Source organism: Neptunomonas japonica DSM 18939 (genome assembly GCF_000422765.1).
In the GTDB taxonomy this organism is placed as follows: domain Bacteria; phylum Pseudomonadota; class Gammaproteobacteria; order Pseudomonadales; family Balneatricaceae; genus Neptunomonas; species Neptunomonas japonica.
In genome coordinates, this window is the sequence record NZ_AUGR01000022.1 from 46,816 (window position 1) to 67,196 (window position 20,381).

At 43.8% G+C, this 20,381-nt stretch carries 17 protein-coding genes; 4 read left to right on the plus strand and 13 right to left on the minus strand.

The window, feature by feature from the left end; all coding sequences use genetic code 11:
• Nucleotides 1–26: 26 nt before the first annotated feature.
• The 3 genes from G511_RS0114425 to G511_RS0114435 form a co-directional block, all read right to left on the minus strand.
• Entirely contained in the window at nt 27–1,355 is a 1,329-nt protein-coding gene (locus G511_RS0114425) for a TRAP transporter large permease (protein WP_028470247.1), read from the minus strand.
• Complete coding sequence (locus G511_RS0114430; protein ID WP_028470248.1) at nt 1,352–1,891, minus strand: TRAP transporter small permease subunit; 540 nt, start codon at nt 1,889–1,891, stop codon at nt 1,352–1,354. The genes G511_RS0114425 and G511_RS0114430 overlap by 4 nt, the downstream gene beginning before the upstream one ends.
• 87 nt (nt 1,892–1,978) lie before the next feature.
• On the minus strand, nt 1,979–3,031 hold the full coding sequence (locus tag G511_RS0114435; protein ID WP_028470249.1) for a TRAP transporter substrate-binding protein: 1,053 nt from the start codon (nt 3,029–3,031) through the stop codon (nt 1,979–1,981).
• 223 nt (nt 3,032–3,254) lie between these two features.
• Between G511_RS0114435 and G511_RS0114440 the strand changes: the two genes are divergently transcribed.
• Nucleotides 3,255–4,148 carry a MurR/RpiR family transcriptional regulator gene (locus G511_RS0114440; protein WP_036552154.1) on the plus strand — a complete coding sequence of 298 codons (894 nt, stop codon included), beginning with the start codon at nt 3,255–3,257 and terminating at the stop codon, nt 4,146–4,148.
• Between the two features lie 18 nt (nt 4,149–4,166).
• Here G511_RS0114440 and G511_RS0114445 read toward each other — a convergent pair whose 3' ends face one another.
• From G511_RS0114445 to G511_RS0114455, 3 genes are read right to left on the minus strand one after another with little or no spacing between them, the layout of a single operon-like run.
• Entirely contained in the window at nt 4,167–4,640 is a 474-nt protein-coding gene (locus G511_RS0114445) for a L,D-transpeptidase family protein (protein ID WP_028470251.1), read from the minus strand.
• Between the two features lie 54 nt (nt 4,641–4,694).
• On the minus strand, nt 4,695–5,609 hold the full coding sequence (locus G511_RS0114450) for a DMT family transporter (RefSeq protein WP_245574063.1): 915 nt from the start codon (nt 5,607–5,609) through the stop codon (nt 4,695–4,697).
• 24 nt (nt 5,610–5,633) lie between these two features.
• Nucleotides 5,634–8,549 (minus strand): insulinase family protein, encoded by a 2,916-nt coding sequence (locus G511_RS0114455; protein WP_028470253.1) that lies wholly within the window; start codon nt 8,547–8,549, stop codon nt 5,634–5,636.
• A 371-nt stretch (nt 8,550–8,920) separates the two neighbouring features.
• Here G511_RS0114455 and G511_RS0114460 point away from each other — a divergent pair, with 371 nt between their 5' ends.
• Nucleotides 8,921–9,511 (plus strand): phasin family protein, encoded by a 591-nt coding sequence (locus G511_RS0114460; RefSeq protein ID WP_028470254.1) that lies wholly within the window; start codon nt 8,921–8,923, stop codon nt 9,509–9,511.
• A 99-nt stretch (nt 9,512–9,610) separates the two neighbouring features.
• Here G511_RS0114460 and G511_RS0114465 read toward each other — a convergent pair whose 3' ends face one another.
• Nucleotides 9,611–10,819: an FAD-dependent monooxygenase gene (locus G511_RS0114465; RefSeq protein WP_028470255.1), complete on the minus strand. Its 1,209-nt coding sequence runs from the start codon at nt 10,817–10,819 to the stop codon at nt 9,611–9,613.
• Between the two features lie 208 nt (nt 10,820–11,027).
• Between G511_RS0114465 and G511_RS0114470 the strand changes: the two genes are divergently transcribed.
• Complete coding sequence (locus G511_RS0114470) at nt 11,028–11,501, plus strand: LEA/WHy family protein (protein WP_028470256.1); 474 nt, start codon at nt 11,028–11,030, stop codon at nt 11,499–11,501.
• Nucleotides 11,502–11,589: 88 nt separating this feature from the next.
• On the opposite strand, the gene G511_RS0114475 is transcribed toward G511_RS0114470, so the two are convergent.
• Together G511_RS0114475 and G511_RS0114480 are read right to left on the minus strand one after the other, a co-directional pair.
• Nucleotides 11,590–12,351, minus strand: a complete 762-nt coding sequence (locus G511_RS0114475; protein ID WP_028470257.1) for a DODA-type extradiol aromatic ring-opening family dioxygenase — start codon at nt 12,349–12,351, stop codon at nt 11,590–11,592.
• 22 nt (nt 12,352–12,373) lie between these two features.
• Nucleotides 12,374–13,321 (minus strand): glutathione S-transferase family protein, encoded by a 948-nt coding sequence (locus G511_RS0114480; RefSeq protein WP_028470258.1) that lies wholly within the window; start codon nt 13,319–13,321, stop codon nt 12,374–12,376.
• A 102-nt stretch (nt 13,322–13,423) separates the two neighbouring features.
• Here G511_RS0114480 and G511_RS0114485 point away from each other — a divergent pair, with 102 nt between their 5' ends.
• On the plus strand, nt 13,424–14,308 hold the full coding sequence (locus tag G511_RS0114485) for a LysR family transcriptional regulator (RefSeq protein ID WP_028470259.1): 885 nt from the start codon (nt 13,424–13,426) through the stop codon (nt 14,306–14,308).
• Nucleotides 14,309–14,400: 92 nt separating this feature from the next.
• On the opposite strand, the gene G511_RS0114490 is transcribed toward G511_RS0114485, so the two are convergent.
• The 4 genes from G511_RS0114490 to G511_RS0114505 form a co-directional block, all read right to left on the minus strand.
• Nucleotides 14,401–16,620, minus strand: a complete 2,220-nt coding sequence (locus tag G511_RS0114490; protein ID WP_028470260.1) for a YgiQ family radical SAM protein — start codon at nt 16,618–16,620, stop codon at nt 14,401–14,403.
• Nucleotides 16,621–16,708: 88 nt separating this feature from the next.
• A complete protein-coding gene (locus tag G511_RS23055; protein ID WP_036552157.1) occupies nt 16,709–17,143 on the minus strand; it encodes an META domain-containing protein in 435 nt (144 codons plus the stop codon).
• A 109-nt stretch (nt 17,144–17,252) separates the two neighbouring features.
• The gene (gene fabV / locus G511_RS0114500; RefSeq protein ID WP_028470261.1) at nt 17,253–18,446 is read right to left on the minus strand and encodes an enoyl-ACP reductase FabV; all 1,194 of its coding nucleotides are present in this window, start codon (nt 18,444–18,446) and stop codon (nt 17,253–17,255) included.
• Nucleotides 18,447–18,575: 129 nt separating this feature from the next.
• Nucleotides 18,576–20,369 carry an acyl-CoA dehydrogenase gene (locus G511_RS0114505; RefSeq protein ID WP_028470262.1) on the minus strand — a complete coding sequence of 598 codons (1,794 nt, stop codon included), beginning with the start codon at nt 20,367–20,369 and terminating at the stop codon, nt 18,576–18,578.
• Between the last annotated feature and the right edge of the window lie 12 nt (nt 20,370–20,381).

The following is a 20,381-nucleotide window of genomic DNA, read 5'->3' on the forward strand; positions in this document are numbered from 1 at the left end:
TACTCCTACTATTATTCTGAACGTCCTTATTTCGTACCGAAAACTAGCTCAGGCAACCATAACGATATCTGTGGGAAGGCCATGAACAACATCAGTGCAAATACCATGATGGCAACAAATGGCGTTATCGATTTATAGATATCTATTAAGCCTATTTCCTTGGGAGCCATAGCTCGCATGAGAAAGAGGTTGTAGCCAAATGGCGGTGTCATATAAGCAATCTGACAAGTCACGGTATAGAGCACGCCGTACCAAATCGGGTTGAATTCCAGCGCTATGATCAGCGGGATATACAGTGGCGCAACTATTACTAACATCGCAGTATCATCCAAAAACATACCCATAATGATGTATGACAACTGCATCATCACTAGTATTTGCCAAGGACTTAGGCCCCACTCATCCATGAACAACGCTTCAATTGCATTAACTGCTCCCAGACCATCAAACACGGCACCAAAACACAGCGCGGCCATAATGATCCACATAAACATACAGCTAACACCTAAGGTTTTACGTAGCGTTACATGAATCAAACTAAAGTTCAGACGACCCTTAACCAGCGCAGCCAACATAGCGACAAATGCACCAACGGCTGAACACTCAACTAGGCTGGTGTAGCCCATCAAGAACAAGCCAATCACTGAAAAGATTACAAATAGCGGTAAGACACCTGCGCCCAACAACATGTACTTTTCTTTACGGGTAATGAGGTCACGCTCTGCTTTAGGCAACGGCGGACCAAGCTCAGGCTGCAGATGGCAACGAATCACAATATAAGCAATAAACATCACGGCTAAAATCAAACCAGGAACAGCCCCTGCTAACCACAACTGGCTAACGGGTTGTCTGGCAATCATGCCGTACAGGACTAAAACGATACTGGGAGGTACGAGAATACCAAGCGAGCTACCCGCCTGAATAACACCGGTCACCATCCGTTTGTCGTAACCACGCTTGAGCATTTCTGGTAACGCAATGCTGGTACCGATCGCCATACCCGCGACACTCAAACCATTCATGGCTGAGATAGCAACCATCAACACAATCGTACCTATGCCTAAGCCTCCTTTCAGAGAGCCCATCCACACATGTAGCATGCGATAAAGGTCTCCGGCCACACCGGACTCTGAAAGCATATAGCCCATAAAAACGAACAGCGGTAGTGTTAATAACGGATACCAGTTCATCAGCTTCATCGTGGCGTTAAATGCCATTTCTGAACCACCGTCACCCCACAATGCCAGCGAAGCAACCACAGCAACAAAACCAACCGCACCAAAGACACGTTGCCCTGTTAATAGCATGAGCATTAATGATGAAAACATCAGTAACGCGATCATTTCATAACTCATACGGATGTTTCCTCAGGGTGCTGTTCAACATCAAAGGGCTTACCTATTGCATCAGCTACGTTCTGAGCAAAGGTGGCCAACACCTGCAATAACATTAAGGAAATACCCGTCGTCATAATGATTTTTATAGGCGCCAGTGGCGGAGCCCATGAGGAATAGTTTTTCTGCCCATACTCAACAGCGTAAATTGTGCTCGATAGTGCCCCAAACAACAGCATGCCTAAATAAGTCAGTAAACAAAGTACCGTAAAAGCATCAGTAATCGCCTGTCGTTTTGCAGACCAGTTACCGTAAAAAACATCCATGCGTACGTGGGCATCCATCTGCATGGAATAACCACCGCCCAGAAGATAGTAAGCAGCCATAGTAAACTGCGCCATTTCGATCACCCACATCTGCGGTGACCCCACGCCTTTGGAGATAGATGAGAACAACAAAATGCCCATCAACACTAGCACCAAGTACATGGCAAATATGCCAACCGTACGATTAAATTTATAGATAAACCGTACGTAGGCTTGAATCGCGTTATACACAATTACGTACCTAGAATAGAACTGAGAAGCCCTCTTCTGCCGGTCGGCAAAAGAGGATCTAAAACAAACAACACAGAAGGTTTAGGTTTAGCTATAGCGGTACGGACGACCCGCTTTATTCATTACGTCGTTATACTTCTTGAAGATCTCGACAACCTTCTTGGTACGCGGGCTTGTTTCAGCAATTTCATCCCAGAACTTGTGCGCTTCAGCTTCAACCGTGTCCCACTCTGCATCAGGAATAGTTGTAAGCTTCATCTTAGTACCTTCGGTACGCAATGTAGCTTCACCACCCCAATACCAGTGCTGACGGTAATAGTGTGAGCTGTCCATGCACAAACGCCACAGTTGTTGTAGATGCTCGGGGAGTTCATTCCATGAATCATTATTGGCGAAGAAAGAACCACTCCACGCGCCTGAAATGTTATTCGTTAAGAAGTAGTTGGTTGCATCGGCCCAACCTACGGTGTAATCCTCAGTAATACCCGACCAAGCGATACCATCAAGCTCACCTGTTTGCAGTGCAACTTCAATATCTTCCCATGGCAATGTCACTGGAATAACACCAAAGCGATTAAGGAAACGGCCCGCCGTAGGGAAAGTAAAGACGCGCTTACCTTTAAGATCAGCAAGGCTATTGATGGGATCTTTTGTTGCAAAATGGCATGGATCCCATGCACCTGCGCTCAACCATTTAACACCGACTTCGTCATATGCTTCTTCCCAGATCTCTTTTAAGCCGTATTGCTCAAACAGAACAGGAACATCAAGGCTATAACGGGTAGCGAACGGGAAGTACCCACCAAATACAGAAATATCTACTGGCGCGCCCATCGAGTCATCATCACTCTGTACGGCATCGATTGTGCCATTTTGCAAAGCACGAAATAGCTCAGGAGTAGGCACTAGCTGATCTGCGTAATAGAGTTCGATTTCCATCTCGCCATTAGCGGCAATGTTAAATGCATCTACTGCTGGCTTGATAACATGAGCACCTAGCGCTGCACCTGCATACGTTTGTAAACGCCATTTAATCGGAGCTTTTTTGGCATGAACATAAGGTGCAGTTGCACCCAGTGTCGCAGCAGCTGCTCCACCGACAACGGCTTTCTTCATAAAATCGCGTTTATTCTTATTCATTTTCAGTCCTCAGCAACATGAGATTATTTTTTTTGTATTGCGAACTTCACGATGTTTTCTAATCTTTCGTTTCGAAGGCTTGTTGGATTACAACTAAATGTTGGCTCAACACTGAAACAACCGATGTAAACATTTATACATTACATTTTTTACTTGTCAATTTTTTTATGTAATGTACATTACAAACCTATTACAGAGTTATTGATAACTGGGCGTACTACTTATGAGCGATATTTCAACAAAGCCAGACAACAGCCATACCATTGCTGAACTTATCCGATCCCAGTTAAATAGGTTCAGCCCAGCAGAGATAAAAATTGTTAACCACCTACTCGCCAATTACCCGATGGCTGGCATGGTGTCTATTACTGAGCTCTCAGAAAACTGCGGTGTATCAACACCTACCGTAATGCGCACGCTCAAAAAAATTGGCTACTCAAGCTTTACGACGTTCCAAAAAGAGTTAAAAGACGAACTACAGCAAACGCTTTCTGACCCCATCACCAAGCACGACAAATGGGCGGCAGATGCACCAGAAAGCCATGTACTTAATAGAGTGGCTGACACCGTCACGACTAATTTACGGCACAGCCTGAATCAAGTTAGCCATGAGCAGTTTGACGCCATTATTGATTTGCTAGCAGAGCAAGATAAAGCTCTGCATATTGTTGGAGGGCGTATCACCAGCGCCTTTGCGCGCTATATGAATACGCATTTAGAAGTCATACGTGAAAATGTTTACATCTTTCCTGAAGCTGTTGCCTTGTGGCCACACCACTTGCTAAAAATCAAACCAAACGATGTTCTTATCGTGTTTGATGTACGCCGTTATGAGCAAGATCTAATTACCATTAGCCGCCTAGCTAACGCACGAGGCGCGAAGATAATCCTCTTTACTGACCAGTGGCTCTCCCCCATTGCCAGCGAAGCAATCCACACGTTACCCATCCGCATTGAAGGTAAATCTGGTTGGGATTCAGGTGTTGTTACCTTGTTTTTTGCAGAAGCTATTGTAGTCGCGCTAGAAGAAAAGCTTTGGACGCAAACAGCCGAACGTATGCGTGAACTAGAAGATATGTTCGACCTAACAGAGCGCTTTAAAAAGCGTATAGAGTAATGAATAAAACGAGATTAACTACCATTCAATGCGAATTTTAGTACCTACATTGACCAGCTTTAGAAACTCATCTATTTCAGCATTAGTTAGCGCTATACAACCATTTGTCCAATTAAATTGCTGAGTAATAAAAGAAGCCCAACCAAGCCAATTACGTTGCCCATGCACCATAATAAAACCTCCTGCTGAAAATCCTTTTTCAGTCGCTCTGTTTGTATCCACTTGGTTCGGATAGCTAATATGCATAGCACGGTAGAATGATGAGTCTTCTTTTTTATAATCTAATGTATAAACACCTTCCGGCGTTTTCTGATCGCCTTCCTGTTGTTTATGACCTTTGGGATTTGCTCCAAAGGCCACTTGATACTCCCTGACAACTTTACCACCTGAGATCAAGAACATCTTTTGTGCAGATTTATCAACCTTTACTAAATCGACGTCTGCCATTGCATAATGGGTAATCAACAGCGATAGAAAAATTAAGTATTTCAAGGCATATTTCCTTACAGCGATTCAGTAGTTATTATTCGCGCTCGAATAAGCGGACTAGTTCTTACCCCCCCTAACAGAGTCTCTTTTCTTCAGCATTGCCATCAATCCCGCCAGAGTAATAAGCACCATACCAACCCAGGTATTCCAACCTAGGCTCTCGGCCCAAATCCACCAGCCAAACAATGCAGCAAAAGCAACCGATCCATAAGTAAATGGCCCTAGTTGCCCCGCAGGTGCATAACTATAGCCTTTGCTTAATAAAAGCTGTGCCACAGTGGATGTAGAGGCCAGCAGTAGCAACCAACTAAATTGTAAGGTTGTTGGCATTTGCCATACCAGTAGTGCTGGTATGGCGGATAACAATGCACTGAAAAAAGCAAAGTAGAACACAATGCGTTGCGGGCTTTCAGTGCCCACCATACGTCGAATAGTCACTTTAGCTAACGCGCCTAGCATAGCTCCAACTACTGCGATGATAACAGCAAAATTCAAGCTGCCCTCGTGTGGATTAAGAACAATGTAAACCCCCACAAAACCGACCAGTATTGCAAGCTTGGCACGCCCGCTGATATTTTCACCTAGCCAATAAAGCGCTATCAAAGGCATAAAAAACGGTGCGGTTTGTTTAAGCAGTGCTGCTTGAGCTAAGGGCAAGTGCCCCCAAGAATAATACAAACAGCTCATCGCGGTGACACCAACGGCCGCCCGCATAAAATGGAAACGCAGCAAGTTTGTACGAATCGCTTTGGTGCCATTTTTAAGCAACCAAGGCATCAGTAACATTAAGCCAAATAGGTTACGTATAAATACGATGATTTCGGTAGGTAGTTCACCGCTAATTTGCTTTATGACCATGCCTGAAAAAACCAAAAACAGCTCAGACAGTAGAATCAGTAAAGCACCTTTATAAATGGAATTATCAGTAAAATTATTAGTCATAACGAGAAGAGCACCCTTGCGGGTGCTCAAATAGCCTTTCCTTAAGTCAATTTATTACAGCGCGATCACTTCAAACTGATCGTCCAATCCTTTGGCTTTTTCTACACTGGTCACTGCAGCAATACTGGCCAACTCTGGCTTAAGGTATTTTGCGGCAACACGTTTAAGGTCATCCGTTTTCACATTTAAAATGCGCTGACGGAATGCTTTGCGATGTTCCGGTGTACGCCCAAAGAGTGAACTATGGTATGCGCCTTTGGCTTCACCTGCTGGCGAGCCTGGTTTATCAATAGAGCTAACCACACCCAGAATTGCCTCTTCAAGCTTGGCTTCATCATGGTCATTTCCCAATAACCAAGTAACCGACTCGTCGAAATCATCCAGCGTTTCTGTTAAGCGAGGATCACGGTAAGAGAAGAAACGAAACACGGCTTCGCCACTGTCTTGACCTGCTCCCGAGCCATAGGCACCACCTTGTTCGCGTATCGCACGATGCAAGAATCCATTTCGTAAGAAGTCACCCAATATAGTCAATGCAGCTGAATCTTCATGATCAACAGGTACGGTAGGATAGGCTTTAGCACAAAAGCTAACCTGAGTACTGGTCGTCCAAAGTTGCTTAACAATTTCACGCGTCGGTGTAAGAGCCAAGCTAGAAGTGGTCGCTCCTTGTGATGCTCCCCATTGCTGGTTCATAGAAGCGGCTAGGGAGTCTTTCTGCTCCGGCTCGCCTATCAATAAGAAACGACGCGGCGCTTGTTTAATTTTCTCATGCATAGCAACCAATTTTGCAGACAAAGCCTGTAGTGCAGCAGAGTCATCTAGCTGCTTATCCAGTGCTTTAACAAAACGAATGCTTTCTAGCCCACGTGACTTTTGGTCTACGCATGCAACTGGGCTTAGCTGTGCGGCGGCAGCCATAATTGCAAGGCTATGACCTTGCCCTGTGATGCTTTGCTCTTTTCGGCTACGCTGTTGAGAAACTATCTCACGTAAGCGAGTAGTTTCATCAAAACGCGCTTCATTTAATGTTTCATGCAGCAATTTGGTCAGCGCTTCTTGGTTATGCAGTAACGACTTACCCGATACGACAAAGTAACCGCTAACGTTTTGCTCGTCATCCGTTGCGCCACGCATTGTGGTATACGCACTTACACCACCTGAAACTTGCACATGATATTGCTGGTTCTCTTGATAGCTTCTATCTGCACAACCAAGCTCTGTCATGCAGTGGCTAAACAGCGGCATGATTTGTAATTCAGCATCACTGAGCTCAGGTAGGTCAATAATAACCTGCTGATAAACCAAACCGTTTGTGCCTTGGCCATACCAATCAAACGTTTGCCCTGCCAGGGTTTGTTGCTCACTCATAGGTATGTGCATCTGTGCAGGCACATCTTGCAGCGTCACTTTAGGTAAGATCGATTCATCATCTAGTTGCATCTGGCGTGCTTCAAGTGCAGCCGCCTGGTCAATCACAAACTGTGTTTGCTCTTGTGATAAACCCGCTTTGATGACTGCAAGCTTAGCTTTTTCATCTTTGTCTTTACGCTCTGTCATTTTATTATCAGGGCGTAAGGTCAAACGTACACGGTGCGTATTATCTAAGAGTAGTTCGCGAATCATTGAAGGAATAAAGTCAGTATCCTTAATGAGTTCTCGTAACTCATCCAGTACAGGATCAAGGTTCAATAACGCTATCGGGTCACCGCGATGAATGGCAGATGACACAGATGCCATGATAAGACTCAAACCATAAGGATAACCATCACCACTGATTTCACGTTGGCCAAGTTCTAACTGATGCAGTTGTGCTTCAACCATAGATTGTGGCACACCCTCTTTTGCAACACGTTGTAACGTTTCTAAAATAAGTTGTTCAAATGCTTCTGCACTTTCAGGTTCACTGCCTTCCAACCCACACATGAACGACATCTGGCGGTTTGAGTCTTCTAAGCCACACAATGGTGAAGGCGCACTGCCAAGCTCTGATGATTCCAACGCATAACGCAAAGGAGAAGCACTGTTGTCTAATAACACACGAGATAACAAGTGCGCTTTAAGTTGCTCTTTAAGGTCAATTGACTGCCCAAGCAACCATGACATTACATGGTGAGTTTTTCCTGACACGTCGTCTTCATCAAGCGCATAGGCTTCTTCCACCTTTACCGGTGAGAAGATGTGCTTTTCGTCTGGCACTTCGATATTAATATCCAGCTTCTCAAAATTACTGAGTGCTTGCTCTTCAAAACGTGCTTGTAGTTCTTTTGCCGGTATATTACCAAAGGTCATAAAGACGGCATTGCTCGGATGATAATGCGTACGGTAAAACGCCAATAGCTCATCGTAAGAAAGGTCCGTAATACTGTCCGGATCTCCACCACTGTTAAAATGGTAAGTCACGGTTGGAAATAGATACTTAGTCGCGGTTTGCCATAAAGTAGACACAGGCGAACTCATCGCACCTTTCATTTCATTAAGTACAACACCTTTATATACCAGTGGGGACTCTGGGTTATTCGGTTCTTCAAACTCAACACGATGCCCTTCTTGTGCAAAATCCAACGGATCAAGGCGAGAGTAGAAAGTAGCATCCAGATAGACATCAAGTAGATTAAAGAAGTCTTTACGATTTTGGCTGGCAAATGGGTACGCGGTCCAATCGGAGCTAGTAAACGCGTTCATGAAGGTATTAAGAGAACGGCGCGTCATCATAAAGAAAGGATCTCGCACCGGGTAATGTTCACTACCACAAAGCGCTGTATGCTCCAAAATATGCGCGACACCTTTTGAATCCATCGGCACAGTTCTGAAAGCAACCAAAAATACATTTTCATCTTGGTCCGCTGCAATATGAAAGTGCATGGCACCCGTAACTTTATGCCTGTATTCCTCTACATGGACATTAAGCGATTCTATTTTTTCTGAACGGATAAATTCAAAGCTGGTATGAGCATTTGCTGCAGGCATAGAAATTCACTTTCCTTATATTCATCAATCTGTAACAGGCACTAAGCACACTATTGTGCCATGCATTAGGGAATTGTAACGGCAAAAGTGGACTTTGCGTATTAGATTTAACCAAACACCACCTGCTACATACATATTTTCTTAATAATAGACTAGAAACTGTTGCTTAAAATACACATCAGTTTCTTTTAATGAACACGAGACTCATTGATAAACGTCTAAAATACAATTAATTAGTATTTACATGAGTAACGTCAAAATTTTTTATTGCACTGCACAAAAATGATTGACAGATAAATATTCAATCACTAATATTAACCCATATGTTGCATCGCAACAAAAGAACACTGCTGCTAACCGAGGATTAAAAAATGTACGAAGATATGATGAAAGACGTTCAGAACAAAATGAAGCCTGTAACTGATATGGCTGAAATCAACAAATCTACTGCTGAGAAATTGATCTCTCTTCAGACTGCATACGTTACTGATCTGTTCAACGCTGGTGTAGCTCAGATGAAAGCTTTGAGCGAAACTAAAGAGCCTAAAGCAGCTATCGAACTTCAGGTTAAATACTTTAAAGACCTAGAAGCTAAGCTGACTAACGTTGCTGAGCAAGAGATCGCTACTTTGACTGCAGCTAAAGAACAGCTGACTGACATCGTAGAAAAAGGTGTTTCTGACATGTCTGAAGTTCCAGCTATGGCTGACGTAACTAAATTCATCCAGACTGCTCAAGAAAAAATGACTGAAGTTCCAGCTATGGCTGAAATCACTAAGTTCATGCAGTCTGCTCAGGAAAAAATGACTGAAGTTCCAGCAATGGCTGAAATGACTAAGTTTATGCAAACAGCTCAAGAGCAAATGACTGAAGCGGCTAAAGCTTTCACTCCAGAAGTGGCTGCTGCACCTGCTGCTAAAGCACCTGCTAAAACTACTCGTAAAGCTGCTACTGCATCTTAATTAAACATACTTAGGCGGTCTGTGGGCCTCCTAAACTGTGTTTGAAAAAGCCGCTTTTTAAAGCGGCTTTTTTGTGTCTGAAATAATCAATTTAATTACTTATTTTGCTAACGTAGGGAGATCTCCTTCCAAGCCCATAGCGAATGCCATTACTTTTCTCTTTAGCGGAAATGCTTTTCCCGCAACACTAAGCCCTACATTTCTTAGAAGCTTCAGCGGTAATACATCATTACTAAACACGCGGTAAAACAGATCCATCGCTTGCATCATGACAAAGTTATGGCGACGTCTATGTTTTTCGTAATCTGACAACACAGCTAGTGATGATATCTCCTCACCTGCTGCTTCGGCATTAATAAGCACTTCAGCTAAAGCCGCCGCATCTAACAAACCAATGTTAACACCTTGGCCTGCCAACGGATGGATCATATGAGCCGCATCACCCACAAGCGCAACACCCTCTTTTACGTACTGCTGTGCATGCTGGCGACGCAGAGGAAAGCTACCTCGACCAAGCAAGCTATCAATCGAGCCTAACGCTTCGGGGAATTCATTTACCAGTTCTGCCATGAATTGCTCTTCAGAGCAGCTCATTAAACGCTTTACTTCAGCCGGCGTGTTGTACCATACCAGCGATGCTCTTTGCCCGCTCAGTGGTAAAAAGGCTAATGGACCGGTCGGGGTAAATTGCTGCCAAGTGATATCTTGTTGTGGGTATGTCGTCGTCACTGAAGCAACCAATGCTTGCTGCTCATAATCCCACTTTTGCACACCGATACCTACGGTTTGCCGCACACGCGACTCACCGCCATCAGCTGCAACAATGAGCCGTGCAACTAGTTGGCGACCATCATCGAGTTCGATAATGCTTGAGCCTGGCGAGTAATCAATTCGTTTTGTTTTAGCAGGCGTTATTAGCTCTACATTATTCAGCGCTTTCATCTGGTCTATCAATGCTAATTGAATAATACGATTTTCAACGATATGACCTAAATGGTCATACTGCAGATTAAGAGAATCAAACAAGGTAGCAGCATGCTCTTCACTCGCTTCCCATACCTTCATGCGCCGGTAAGGACAGCTACGCCTATCAAGAATTCCTTGCCAACTTCCAATAGATTTGAGGATGTTTTCTGAAGCGATGCTTAATGCAGATACACGTAGATCATGCTCTTGTGCGGACTCAAACGGAGCAGGAAGTTGATTTTCAATTACAGCAACTTTTAGGGATGTATTACCCAAAGCACAAGCTAATGTACCACCCACCATACCACCACCGACAATGACGACATCATAACAAGATTGCATCTTGGCTCTCTTTAACAAAAATTTTCGCCATTATAACTGATTCTGTAACTCAACATATCGACACTTAACGTCGAGAAGCAAAGGTGCTCGCAAGAAGTTAGATTCTTACAGCATAAGCTAAATCTCAATAGATTAAGCAAGGCGGTTAAGCTAATGTACTCCCTTCGCTAAATAGAATGATTTTTCACCTCACGTTCGGAGAGCTTAAATGCGCCCCCTCTATTCAACTTTTTATTTAACAATCATGCTGCTGTTGCTTCAGGGATGCGCAACGTTGAAACCATTAGATTTCGAAGACCCTAGTGTCACGGTTAATTCAGTGAAAATTGTACCCAGCGAAGGTATTGCTCCAAAATTTGAAATCAGCCTACATGTCGTTAATCCCAACAGTGTTTCTTTGCCTCTACGCGGCGTTGCTTATACGGTCAATATAGAAGGGAAACAGATACTAAACGGAGTCTCAAACAAAATGCCTGAAATTGCAGCTTACGGGGATGGAGATATTACATTAAGCGCTACAGCTAACTTAATTAACAGCGTACGACTTCTTGCATCATTAATGCAAAAAAACCAAGACCAAGTAGCATATGAGATGAATGCAAAACTGGACCTTGGGACATTCACTCCCGATATACATGTAAAAGAAGTGGGTGAAATATCACTCAAACCAAACAAGCAGTAAACAGTCAGCCCTGATAGTTTAACGAGAAACTATCAGGAACAATCGTAATTACAAGACGTGTTATTAATACAAACACAGCCACTTGTGTTCAATCAAATTGGTAGCAAGCCATACCAATATTACCATACATGTACCCATCATAAATTAACTTACCTGCCCGGCCTCCTCCTGCCGCTAATGAAACAAACAAGGGAGCCAAATGCTCTACGCTAGGATGTGCTAATGTGAATTCAGCAGGATATTTTGTGCTATCTATTAACAGGCTTATATCACCTATTGCCACAACGCCACTCAGCCAATTCGAGAAAGATAACGCCCACTCATCTGTGTGGTTTGAACGGTTAATAGCAGACAAGTTATGCACGCTGCCACCGGAGCCTATTATCAATACATTTTGCTGGCGCAACTCTTGTAAGGCCTCACCTAGCTCAGCACATGCTTCAAGCGTATGTGGCAATGACACTGCAACCACGGGTATCTCAGCTTTAGGATAAACAGCTCTCAATGGAATCCAGGCACCATGATCCAGCCCTCGTGTGGTATTTTCCTCACTACTAATGCCTTTACGACTTAGTAACTCTATTATCTGATGAGCTAACCTTATATCACCTTTAGCGGGGTATTTGAGATCATAGAGTTCATTAGAAAACCCGGAAAAGTCATAAATAGTTTGATACTCATTGATAACGCTAACCTCAATAGGTTCTGCTATCCAATGAGCTGAAATAATAACGATAGCGGCTGGCGTCGGCTGTGCTTCACCTAATTGTGCAAAAAATGGCAGCACTGAATCATTACTTAACAAAACATCAGGTGCACCGTGACTTAAAAATAGTGATGGCTGATTCATGGTTTTCCTTACTTAATGTATCTTAAATGATATTACCTAAACCCAATGGAACAATGCCTGTTGGGTTCAACGCTTTTATTGAGTAATAACCCGCTTTTATATGATCAATATTTACGGTCTCTGCGATCCCCGGTAAGCGGTATACCTTAAGCATATAGGCATAAGTAAACGGGTAATCTTTTATCTGTTTTAAGTTAGTTTTGAATAACCCATGGTATGCAAGATCAAAACGAATTAAGGTCACGAACAATCTTATATCTGCCTCTGTCAGCACATTGCTAGCAATGTAAGGCTGCGTTGCTAAGCGTGCTTCTATGTACTCCAGTGAAGCAAACACTTCTATACATGCCTCCTCATAAGCTTCTTGGCTAGTAGCAAAGCCCGCACGATACACTCCATTGTTAAAACTATGGTAGAGACGCTCATTCACCTGCTCAATCTCGTCACGCAATAGTACCGGATAGAGATCAATACTGTTATCAGCAAGGTCACCAAAGCCACTGTTTAACATACGGATTATTTCTGAGGATTCGTTGCTTACTATGGTGCTTTGATGTTTATCCCATAACACAGGGACGGTAATACGACCGGTGTAATGCTTCTCAGCACGCAAGTAGGTTTGATATAGATAATCATCATCAAACAATATATCGGGTTCAGCCCCTGGATACCCATCAAATGCCCAAACTTTATCTGTTAATTTTGGATTTAAAATTGAAACCGAAACAATGCCTTCCAGCTTCTTTAGTTTACGAGCCATCAGCGTGCGACTTGCCCATGGACAGATGTAAGCAACATACAAATGATAACGGCCCGCCTCGGCTTTAAAACCAGCACTTCCTGTTGGACCAGCATCACCTGTTGGGGTTATCCAATTACGAAATTGCGAGGGCTGGCGCACAAAGCCACCTTTAGTATCTTCTTTCTGAACTGGTTGGAAATCTTCTGCCCATTGCCCGTCGATTAACATGACATAACCCCTCAATATAAGATGTCGTTATTATCAGCCAATCGCCATTACTTAAACAATACTATAAAATATTGAATAATTATCAACAAAATGTAGACAGTAATGGATAAGCTTGATTGCATGCGTGCATTTGTCGCCGTGGTAGAAGCCGAAAGTTTCACACAAGCCGCAATCAGGATGCGGCTTTCTAAGGCGCTCATCAGTAAATATGTGGGCGCCCTAGAATCATCTTTAGGAGTACGCTTACTCAACCGCACGACTCGCCGCATGAGTGTGACCGACTGTGGCAAAGCTTATTATGAACGCTGCATTAGTGTGTTGCAGGAAATTGATGAGATAGAGTCCGCCCTTCGCTCAGAGCATAACCAACCGGAAGGCACACTGCGTATTAATGCGCCTATGTCGTTCTCTGAACTCACCCTAATGCCAATTATCACTGAGTTCACACGTCTTTATCCTGACGTCACTATCAAGTTAGAGTTAGCAGACCGCTTCGTCGACTTAGTAGAGGAAGGTGTTGATCTGGCCATTCGTATTGGCGCATTACCGGACTCATCACTTGTGGTAAGAAAACTAACCGACATGCAGATGATGCTTTGCGCAAGCCCCGATTATGTAGCTAATACGGATATACCACTCACGCTAGAATCACTATCTCAGCATCAGTGTATTTTCGATAGCAATTACAAACATAAAGACCGCTGGATCTTTGGTAGAGGGGAGCAGTCGATAGCCATTCCTATTCACAGCCAAATAAATATCAATAGCGCACGCGCTGTTAGTGAGCTGGTGCTCAATGGACAAGGCATTAGTTTACTTCCCTCCTTTGTGGTGCAAAAAGAGGTAAAACAAGGACGCTTAATTAGGTTATTTAAGGAGCACGAACCAGAAAGCACAGGCGTTTATGCGCTGTACCCACATCGAAAACACCTTTCAGCAAAGGTCAGGTTATTTATTGATGCATTAGTTAAAGCTTTCCAAAAGTAAGTAGGCAGTGTTCAAAGAAAAACCTGAAGCCATAAAAAAGGAGATTGTTAATATAATCAACAATCCCCTTCGTATGCACTGCAATGCTTTACCTAACCGCGTTTTACACTACGCTGCTGCTTTCCTTTTTTCGCTGACTTGCCTGCTGCTTTTTTACGTGCTGCAGCCGTAGGTCGATTGGCAAGTACCAACTTCGCGTCTGCAACTCCTTTTTTAGCTTTAGGACTATTTTTATGCGCTGCTGCCGCACGTATATTGCGTATCTTCTCTTCTGCTGGCACAAGTTGCCAATCAGCACTACCGATTAAGTCACCACGGCCCATGTTCTCTAACACTTCACGTAAACGTGGCCAATTGTCAGCATCATGATAACGTAGCAGAGATTTTTGCGAACGACGCTGTTCTAATTCACGAGGAATGTAAAGCTTTTCACTTTTATAGCTTACTTTCTTCAATGGGTTACGGCCCGAGTGATACATAGCCGTTGCTAACGCCATTGGCGATGGATAAAAAGTCTGCACCTGATCTACACGGAATTTATGCTCTTTGAGCCATAACGCAAGATTAAGCATATCTTCATCTTCACACCCTGGGTGTGCTGCAATGAAGTATGGGATCAAATACTGTTTTTTTCCTGCTTCTTTGGAGTACTTTTCGAACATCTGCTTAAACCGGTCATAAGTTCCCATACCCGGCTTCATCATCTTGGATAGCGTGCCCTCTTCGCTATGCTCTGGGGCAATTTTAAGGTAACCACCAACATGATGCGTCACTAGCTCTTTAACGTACTCAGGATCTTCTACTGCGAGGTCGTAACGCAGTCCAGATGCGATAGCCACGGTATGAACACCATCAAGTGCACGAGCCTTTCTATAAAGCTGCGTTGTCTCGCTGTGGTCAGTCTTGAGGTTTTTACATATTACTGGGTAAACACATGACAACTTACGGCAAGATGCCTGGATTTCATCATCATTACAGTTAAGGTGATACATGTTAGATGTAGGGCCACCCAAGTCAGAGATCATTCCAGTAAAGCCTGGAACTTTGTCACGAATATCTTCGATCTCTTTAATCACAGATTCTTGCGAGCGGCTCTGAATGACGCGCCCTTCATGCTCGGTAATTGAACAGAATGTACAACCACCAAAACAACCACGCATGATATTAACCGAGAAACGGATCATATCGTAAGCAGGAATTTTTTGATCACCATACTTAGGGTGCGGGATACGTTGATACGGTAAGCCAAACACCGCATCCATTTCTGATGTTGCTAATGGAATCGGTGGAGGGTTAGCCCATATCTCACGTTTACCATCACGCTGCACTAACGCCTTAGCATTATGTGGATTGGATTCCAGATGCAAAATTCGAGAAGCATGTGCATACAGCACAGGGTCTTTGGCAACTTTTTCTAGTGAAGGCAAACGAATATACGTGTTATTACCATCAAGTCTTTGCTTGCCCTTCAATGGCTCAGGGATTATTCGCAGAGGCATGACTTCTTGCGGGTCACTCTTGGCCTTATCGGAAGCACATTTTGATGGCTCAGGAATATATTCATAAGGGTTTGTAATTTTATCAATATGCCCTGGCCAATCAACACGTGTTGAATCAACTTCAGTATAACCAGCAGGTACGAACTCACGAACAACCACAGTACCACGTAAGTCATTGATATCTTGTACGGCTTCACCCTTAGCCAAACGATGAGTCAAGTCGACAATTGCACGCTCAGCATTTCCGTACAAAAGAATATCAGCGCCGGAGTCTATTAGAACCGAACGACGCACTTTATTGCTCCAGTAGTCGTACTGAGCAATACGTCGCAAGCTGGCTTCTATACCACCAATAACAAGAGGAACATCTTTATATAATTCACGGCAACGCTGTGAATAAACGATAACTGCCCGGTCGGGACGCTTACCTTCATCACCATTAGGCGTGTAAGCATCATCATGGCGGGTGCGCAGATCAGCCGTATAACGGTTGATCATGGAATCCATGTTTCCAGCAGTAACACCAAAATAAAGATTAGGCTTACCAAGCTCATTAAATGCATCAGTCGAACGCCAGTCTGGTTGCGCTATAATACCGACACGAAAGCCTTGAGCTTCTAATACACGACCCATAACAGCCATGCCAAAGCTTGGATGGTCAACATAGGCATCGCCTGTGATTAAAATAACATCACAGCTATCCCACCCCAGTGTTTCCATTTCTTGACGGGTTGTTGGAAAAAAAGGCGCTGAACCGAAGCATTCGGCCCAATAAGGTGTATGCGAAAAAAGGTCGGGGGCTGTTCTTATCATGGAATAATATAAATCTTGTTGGGTTAACCCGTTATTCTCCCAGAAATCTTTCACCCAGCCTAGCGATATAAAACAAATCCAGATGAAATTATTGCATCATCAAGCGGGTTACTTCACTTTTATTATTAATCAACTGAATAACCCTATTATCCATCTGGGATAAAGTCAGTGGCTGGGACAACTCATTTAATAATAAATGTTCTTGATACATTATTACTTTTGAACAGTACTTTCGAGTTGATGCCAATGGCCCTATTTCAAGCCGAGAGTTAATAATTTCATACTGGCCTTTAAATCGATTGCAACCAGAGAAACCTTCAACTTCACTATCACTCTTAAAGTTAAGTGTTAACGAAAGATACTCCATCAGGCCACGCCCTGCGACGGATTGAACAATCCAAGAAGTGTTATCAAGTGTCGTTATTTCAGTACCGCTAGTAGATGTCTTAGCCGGTAAATTTGATGTCGTTTGGCAGCCGACGATGAGTAGAGAAAATATAAAAGCACACACTATCCTTAGCATCCAGTTAACCCTTTCCTTTTGAGTTGTTTAGAAACAATATAACCTAAATTTTTTTGAGCGCAATAAAAAACCCTGCATTAAGCAGGGTTTTATTTAATCTTGAAAGCTATTACAAATCAATAACATCAAAATCGACCATTGGATTTACATCCGCATCGTAATCAACAGTTTCAACCGTAAAACCAAAGAGTTTCAAGAACTCAGTTTTATAAGCAGCATAATCTGTTAGATCGAAAAGGTTTTCTGTAGTGATCGCTTTCCATAGATCTTTACAGTGATCCTGAACATCATCACGCAATTCCCAATCATCCATACGAAAACGATTTGCATCATCAATTAAACCTGTATCGCCATACAAGCCCGTACGGAATAAGCGATCGACTTGGTCCATACATCCTTCATGAATGCCTTTTTCTTTCATGATTTTAAATACCATGGACAGGTACAAAGGCATCACGGGAATAGCAGAACTTGCTTGAGTGACTACAGACTTCAGCACACCAACATTAGCTTGTCCGCCATTCGCAGATAAGAGCGTATTTAGCTCGCCCGCAGCGCGATCAAGGTCTTGCTTAGCTTTACCCAGCGCGCCATCCCAATAGATAGGCCATGTAATTTCAGTCCCTATATAGCTATAAGCAACTGTTTTACAGCCTTGTGCTAATACACCAGCATCATTTAAGGCATGAACCCAAAGCTCCCAATCTTCTCCGCCCATTACAGTAACGGTATTGGCAATCTCTTCTTCATTGGCAGGTTCAATCTCAGCATTGATAATAATATCTTTATTAGTATCAATCGCTGTAGATCTATATGGCTCCCCAATTGGCTTAAGCACAGAACGGACAACCTCTCCGGTTTCAGGCATTTTACGTACGGGTGAAGCAAGTGAGTAAACAATCAGGTCTATCTGACCAAGATCTTCTTTGATTAACTCGATAGCTTTTTGTTTTGCATCATGAGAAAACGCGTCGCCGTTGATGCTCTTTGAATACAAACCGGCTTCGCGTGCTTGCTGCTCAAAAGCAGCAGCGTTGTACCAGCCCGCTGTTCCTGTCTTTTTCTCTGTTGCTGGCTTTTCGAAAAAAACACCGATTGTAGAAGCACCAGAACCAAACGCAGCTTCAATACGAGAAGACATCCCATAACCGCTGGAAGAACCGACAACCAAAACACGTTTAGGGCCGTTCTTTATCTGACCTTTGTTCTTAACATACTCAATCTGTTCACGCACATTATGAGCACAACCCGTAGGGTGAGAAGTGGTACAAATAAAACCACGGATTTTTGGTGTAATGATCATGGCTGGCAATAATCTCATTCAATTTATTGGAAATATTCTGGCCGATACCTTACCCGATTTTAGGGGTATTGGATAGCAAAACACCCGCAAGGGCGGGTGTTTTGCTATATTACATCAGGGGCATAACGCTTAACTAAAAGCCGCTTCCAAATGCTCATCTGTAAAGGCCATGATCGAGTCGCTTCCTGTTGTCACGACAGCAGAATAGCTTAAATAACGCGGCAACACCTGATCCACATAAAACAAAGCCGTCAGCTGCTTCGCTTCAAGATAAGGATCACTATCACCTTGAGCCTGCTTGTCTTCAGCTGCCACCCCACTACGCAATAACTGCCAGCCACCACACAATGTACCCATCATCATCATGTAGTTATAAGCCACTGCTCCTGAGAAGTACTCATTATCAGCAGACTCTGATAATAATTGCGCCGTTACACTCTTCGCCACATCTAAAGCGCTTTGCATTTTACCGGCGGCTTCTTTAAAGCGTGCTGATTCAGACGCTTGTGCTAAAGCAACTGATATTTCTTCCATGACGGACTCTGCTGCAACACCATTATCCGACAGCGTTTTACGGCCAACAAGATCGAGCGCCTGAATACTATTAGTACCTTCATAGATAGGAAGGATACGTGCATCACGAAAATGCTGCGCGGCACCTGTCTCCTCTATAAAGCCCATACCGCCATGGATCTGAACACCCAAAGATGTGACTTCTTGAGCCACTTCTGTACACCAGCCTTTTACGATAGGCGTTAAATATGCCGCTCGTGCTTTTTCTTTACCAGCTAACTCTTTATCTTCTAAAGCATGTGCAAAGTCTAAACTGCCGCATGCATCATAGGCCAATGCACGACCCGCTTCAGTGAATGACTTCATCGTCATTAGCATACGGCGGATGTCGGCGTGGCGCAGGATCGGACCTTCTTCTTTAAAACCTACTGCTTTGCCCTGAGTACGATCACCGGCATACCAAAGCGCTTGCTGATAAGCTCGCTCAGAGATTGCTACACCTTGTAGGCCAACAGCCAAACGCGCGTTGTTCATCATAGTGAACATACAGGCTAAACCTTTGCCTTCCTGGCCTATTAGGTAACCTACTGCCCCGGCATTCTCACCAAATGCCATAACACAGGTTGCACTCGCGTGAATACCTAGCTTGTGCTCCAAAGAAGCGACTTCAACATCATTGCGCTCACCTAATTCACCGTTTTCACTCACTAAAAACTTAGGCACCAAGAACAATGAAATACCACGCACACCGGCGGGTGCATCAGGAAGACGGGCTAACACTAGATGAATAATGTTATCCGCCATCTCATGGTCACCCCATGTGATGAAAATTTTCTGACCACTGATTAAATAATGATCGCCCTCAGGCACAGCCTTACTACGAATCACTGATAGATCAGAACCTGCACCTGGCTCAGTCAGGTTCATGGTACCAGTCCACTCACCGCTGACCATATTAGGCAAGTACGCATTCTTTAACTCATCACTGCCGTTCAAATACAGAGCCTCAACAGCACCTTGGCTCAATAGAGGACATAGTCCCCACGACATATTGGCTGATTGCCACATCTCCATGACAGAGGTCGATAACGAATATGGTAATCCTTGTCCGCCATACTCAGGATCAAACTGCAGAGAGCCCCAACCACCTTCAGCGTATTGCTGGTAAGCTTGTGCAAAACCATCAGGGATTTTTACAGTCCCATTTTCGAGCTTAACACCCTGTTCATCCCCAACAACGTTGGTCGGTGCGATAACTTCTGCAGATACACGCCCCGCTTCTTCAAGAATCGCGCTGATCATATCGGGTGTAGCATCTTCAAAAGTAGCAAGTTGTGCTAATTGCGGCATGCGGGAAATATTTTCCAGAATAAACTGCATGTCTTTTACCGGCGCTTTATAATCAGCCATGTGTCATCTTCT